General features: G+C 70.9%; 4 protein-coding genes. All 4 read left to right on the top strand.

Annotated features, from left to right (window positions below; genetic code table 11):
* Nucleotides 1-121: 121 nt before the first annotated feature.
* The 4 genes from E1289_RS36640 to E1289_RS36625 all read left to right on the top strand — a co-directional run bounded on the left by E1289_RS36640 (nt 122) and on the right by E1289_RS36625 (nt 4,258).
* Entirely contained in the window at nt 122-517 is a 396-nt protein-coding gene (locus tag E1289_RS36640) for an FHA domain-containing protein (protein ID WP_243713444.1), read from the top strand.
* Entirely contained in the window at nt 514-2,028 is a 1,515-nt protein-coding gene (locus E1289_RS36635; RefSeq protein ID WP_243713443.1) for a hypothetical protein, read from the top strand. Before E1289_RS36640 ends, E1289_RS36635 begins: the two co-directional genes overlap by 4 nt.
* 35 nt (nt 2,029-2,063) lie before the next feature.
* Nucleotides 2,064-2,891, top strand: coding sequence for a glutamate ABC transporter substrate-binding protein (locus E1289_RS36630; protein ID WP_243713442.1), 828 nt, complete (start codon nt 2,064-2,066; stop codon nt 2,889-2,891).
* A gap of 161 nt (nt 2,892-3,052) precedes the next feature.
* A complete protein-coding gene (locus tag E1289_RS36625) occupies nt 3,053-4,258 on the top strand; it encodes a hypothetical protein (RefSeq protein WP_131988620.1) in 1,206 nt (401 codons plus the stop codon).
* Nucleotides 4,259-4,265: the final 7 nt, after the last annotated feature.

Genomic DNA, 4,265 nt, shown 5'->3' with positions numbered 1-4,265 from the left:
GTCCCAGCGGGCTTCGCCGGGCGGAGGGCGAGACGCCGCCCGGCCGTGTCGCGCGGCTGCTCCCCCGCACCGTCGCGGCCCGTATCCGGGCACTGACGGCGGGTCGGTCTGGACGGCGGTCGTGACGGCCGACCGCGGCTACTTCGACATGGTCATGGCCGAGGAGGGTCCCGACTCGCAAGCGCTCAGCTTCCCCCCGTACGCGCCCGAGCGGCGGATCCCGCTCACCGGGCGGCAGGTGCGCATCGGACGGCGCGGCTCTGCGCTGCCGTCCCCGCCGGAGATCGACCTGCGCGAGCCGCCCGAGGATCCCGGCGTCTCCCACGTCCACGCGGTTCTGCTGGCCAAACCCGACGGCACCTGGACGCTGGTCGACCCCGGATCCACCAACCGGACCTGCATGAACGGGTCGATCGACCCCATCCCGTACAACGTGGAGATCCCCGTCGCCCACGGTGACCGCATCCACGTGGGCGCATGGACCACGATCACGCTCATCCGAGGCGAGGCGAAATGACGGCCGTTCAGCAGGCTCCCGGGACGGCGCGACCCGCCCCCTCCCAGCGTCCGGCGCCGCCCGACCGGCGGCGTCCCAGCGGGCTTCGCCGGGCGGAGGGCGAGACGCCGCCCGGCCGTGTCGCGCGGCTGCTCCCCCGCACCGTCGCGGCCCGTATCCGGGCACTGACGGCGGTGTCGCTCGTCCTGCTCGTCGCGCTCCTGGCGGTCGCGTGGGCGGCGATCGCGAACGCCCGCGAGGGCGTGCGGGTGATCGGCCAGGACGCGGGACCCCAGGTCGTCGCGACCGGCGACCTGTACTTCCAGCTCACCGACATGGACGCGCAGCTCGGCAACGCGCTGCTGGCGGGCGGCGCGGCCGGCGGCGAGCGCGACCAGGCGCTGGCCCGCTACAACGACAACCGGCTGAAGGCGGGCGACGCGCTGCTCAAGGCGGCCAAGCTCGCCGACGAGCGCACCGAGGAGAACACGGCCCGCGACGTGCTGGACGCGCTCGGCCGCTACGAGCGGCTCGCCGGGCAGGCCCTGCTGCTCGACCGGCAGTCCGACCGCGCGTCCGGGCGGCCGTCCACGGAGGTCATCGGCCTGTACCGGCAGGCGACCGACCTGATGAAGCTGGACCTGCTGCCCAAGGCGTACAACCTCACCCTCGACAACGGCACCCTCGTCCGACACACCTACGAGGACAAGCGGTCCGCCGTGCTCACCGGACGGATGTGGGTCCTCGTCACCGGGCTGGCGCTGCTGGCCGTCCTGGCCGGTTTCCAGCTGTACCTGGCGAAGCGCTTCCGCCGGGTCCTGAACGTGCCGCTGGCCCTGGCCACGCTGGCGTCGCTCGTCCTGGTCGCAACGGGCACGGCGATGCTGTCCGGTCAGGCGAGCCATCTGCGCCAGGCCAAGGAGGAGGGGTTCGACTCGATCCTCTCCCTCGCGCGGGCACGCGCCATCAGCAACAGCGCCGCCGCGGACGAGACCCGCTTCCTCCTCGATCCGGAGAGAGCCGACGCCTACGAGCAGGTCTACCTGAGCAAGTCCCAGACCGTCCTCTACCTCCCGGCGGGGAATCTGACCGAGTACAACCGAGCCGTGCAGGGGGATCTGTCGTTCGAACCCGGACGTGCCCGCTTCCTGGGCTTCCTCGGTACCGAGGCCAACCGGCCCACGGAGTCCGGAGAGCAGCAGTCCCGACTGGTGAACGCCCTCAACAAGGCCCTGGGCGATTACCAGAAGGTGCAGGCGAACGACCGCCAGATGAGGGACCTCGTCCATGCCGGGAAGCGCGCGGAGGCCATCGCGGCACGCGGCGCGGCCACCGAGGACTTCGCCGTGTACGACCGGTCCCTGCAGAGCCTCATCGGCCTACACCAGAAAGAGTTCGACGAAGCGGTGAAGGACGGGGACGACGGGACGAGCGGCTGGTACACGGTGCTGCCCATCGCGGGCGTCGCCATCGCCCTGCTCGTGCTCATCGGAGTGCGTCCCCGCCTGGCCGAGTACCGGTGGTCGAAGTGAGGGGGCGGGGCCTGCGGGCCGCGAGGTGGGCGGCGGTGCCCGCGGCGTTCGCGATCCTCGCCGCCGCCTGCGGCACCGTGGGGGAGGCGGCCTCGTCCGTCGCCGGCAAGGACGGCCTGGTCATCGGCGTCCAGGGGGACCAGCCGGGCCTTGGGCGGCAGATAGGCGAGCCCGCGGACGGATACGACTCCTACGAGGGCTTCGACATCCGCATGGCCAAGGAGATCGCCAGGCACCTGAAAGTCCCCGCCGCGAACGTGACGTTCCGGAGAGTGGCGTCCAAGGACCGCGAGGAGCTGATCCGGTCGGGCGCGGTGGACATGGTCGTGGGCACCTACTCCATCACCCCGGAACGCAAGACGAAAGTGAAGTTCGCCGGCCCCTACTATGTCGCCCACCAGGACATTCTCGTCCGGAAATCCAATCCGGCGTCGGTCGGGGACCTGCACGATCTCGCCGGTGAACGGCTTTGCATGGTCCCGGGTTCGCAGTCGTTCCAGCGCGTCCGCACGGAACAGAGCGTCAGCGCGGTGCCGGTCGAGGCCGAGGGATACACCGACTGCCTCAACAAACTCGTCGCGGGCGACCTCGACGCGGTGTCCACCGACGACCTGATCCTCGCGGGCCTCGCCTCGGAGGCCGCCAAGAAGGGCGACTACATGACGCTCCTGAACGCGCCGTTCTCCGACGAACGCTACGGCGTCGGCCTCAAGCAGGACGACGTGGACGGCTGCGAAGCGGTGAACGAGGCCATCACGAAGATGTACCAGGACGGCACGATGCGCCTGCAGCTCAAGCGCTGGTTCGGCCCCACCGGACTGGACCTCACCACCACCGTCCCGCAATTCGAAGGCTGCATCTGACACACATCACTAAAAGTATTCAAGCACTCACCGAATGGCACGGACCTCGGCCGGTCACTGAGATCAGTCGGTTACGTAAGTTACGGTCGGCCCGCGTGATCGTAAGTTATGGTCGCGATCAAAAATCGGTCCGGTAATCACCGTCACCCCCGAGGAGTGCAATGACGACGGTCATCCTGGTGGTGATGTGCCTCGTGGTCGGGGCGCTCGAGCTGTACGCGGGCAAGCAGAGCCGGGACCAGTCGAACGCGTTCTCCCGCCGGATCGACGAACTGAACGAACAGGTCACCAAGCAGAACAACGTCCTGGTCACGGTGGGCGAGCAGCTCACCGCCGAACTGTCGCGCGTCAAGCAGGACGTGCTGCCCGCCCTCGACACCCGGCTCCGCCAGAACACCGGGCAGGTCGAGGAACTCGCCGGGCTCGTCCACCAGGCCGACGACTTCCTGCGGACGCAGGCCGGCCGGCTCCGCGACCTGGAGCAGCAGCGGATCACGCTGGCCGCGCTGCGCCGCAAGCTGGGCGAGGTGGAGACGTCCGTGCGGGCCGTCACCCGGACGGGCGCCGAGGAGATCGAGGGCAAGGTCGACACCGCCCTCGGCCGGCTGGCCGACCTGGAGCGCGGCGGCGAGGAGATCCTCGCCCTCCAGCGCACCCTCACCCGGACGCTGGAGGACGTCGAGGACGTCGTCGCCGAACTGCTCCAGTTCACCGAGGGCGAGCTGGACGACACGGTCACCGCGGCGCTCACCGGCCGCCCCCGCGCCCACGGCGACGCCGTCACCGCGACCGGACGGCTGTGGACGCGCGACGACCAGCTCGACGACATCCTCGGCGAGATGTACGAGCGGTGCGTGCGGGCCAGCCGCCTCAACGTCCGCTTCCGCACCACCGAGGGATCGGACGGGCCCGTCCCCGGCTCCCCCGAGCGCCGCCGGTACTTCCTCGGCGGCCAGGCCGCGGAGGACCTCGCCGGGGCGTTCAGCGCGCTGCTCATCTCGACCGGCGCCGACCTTCCCCGCAACGGCCTGCAGGACGCCCCGCGCGGCGGGGTCAGGCGCGGCCTCGCCCGCGTCCAACCGGGCGTCCCGCCGGGCGTGGAGCCGACACGGCCGCCCGAGGACGAGGCCGCACTCAAGGCCCTGCTCCGGACCCTCTCAGAATGCTCGGGCGCCGTGGCGCAGATAGGACCCCTCATGGCCGTCCGAACGCGCGACGAACTCCTCTGCGCCGTGCTGACCGCCGCGCAGTCCCTGGAGCTGGAAAGCGACGAGGTCTTCTGGGACCCGTCCGCGGCGACCATCCGCCTACGCCGCCTGCCGTCCCATCAACTATGGGACCTGACCAACTGGGCCACCGCCCCCTGAGCCGCCC

It is taken from the genome of Actinomadura sp. 6K520, from assembly GCF_004349245.1.
Taxonomy (GTDB): Bacteria; Actinomycetota; Actinomycetes; order Streptosporangiales; family Streptosporangiaceae; genus Spirillospora.
The sequence above is the reverse complement of the archived record's forward strand: the minus strand, read 5'-3'. Positions and strand labels throughout refer to the sequence as shown.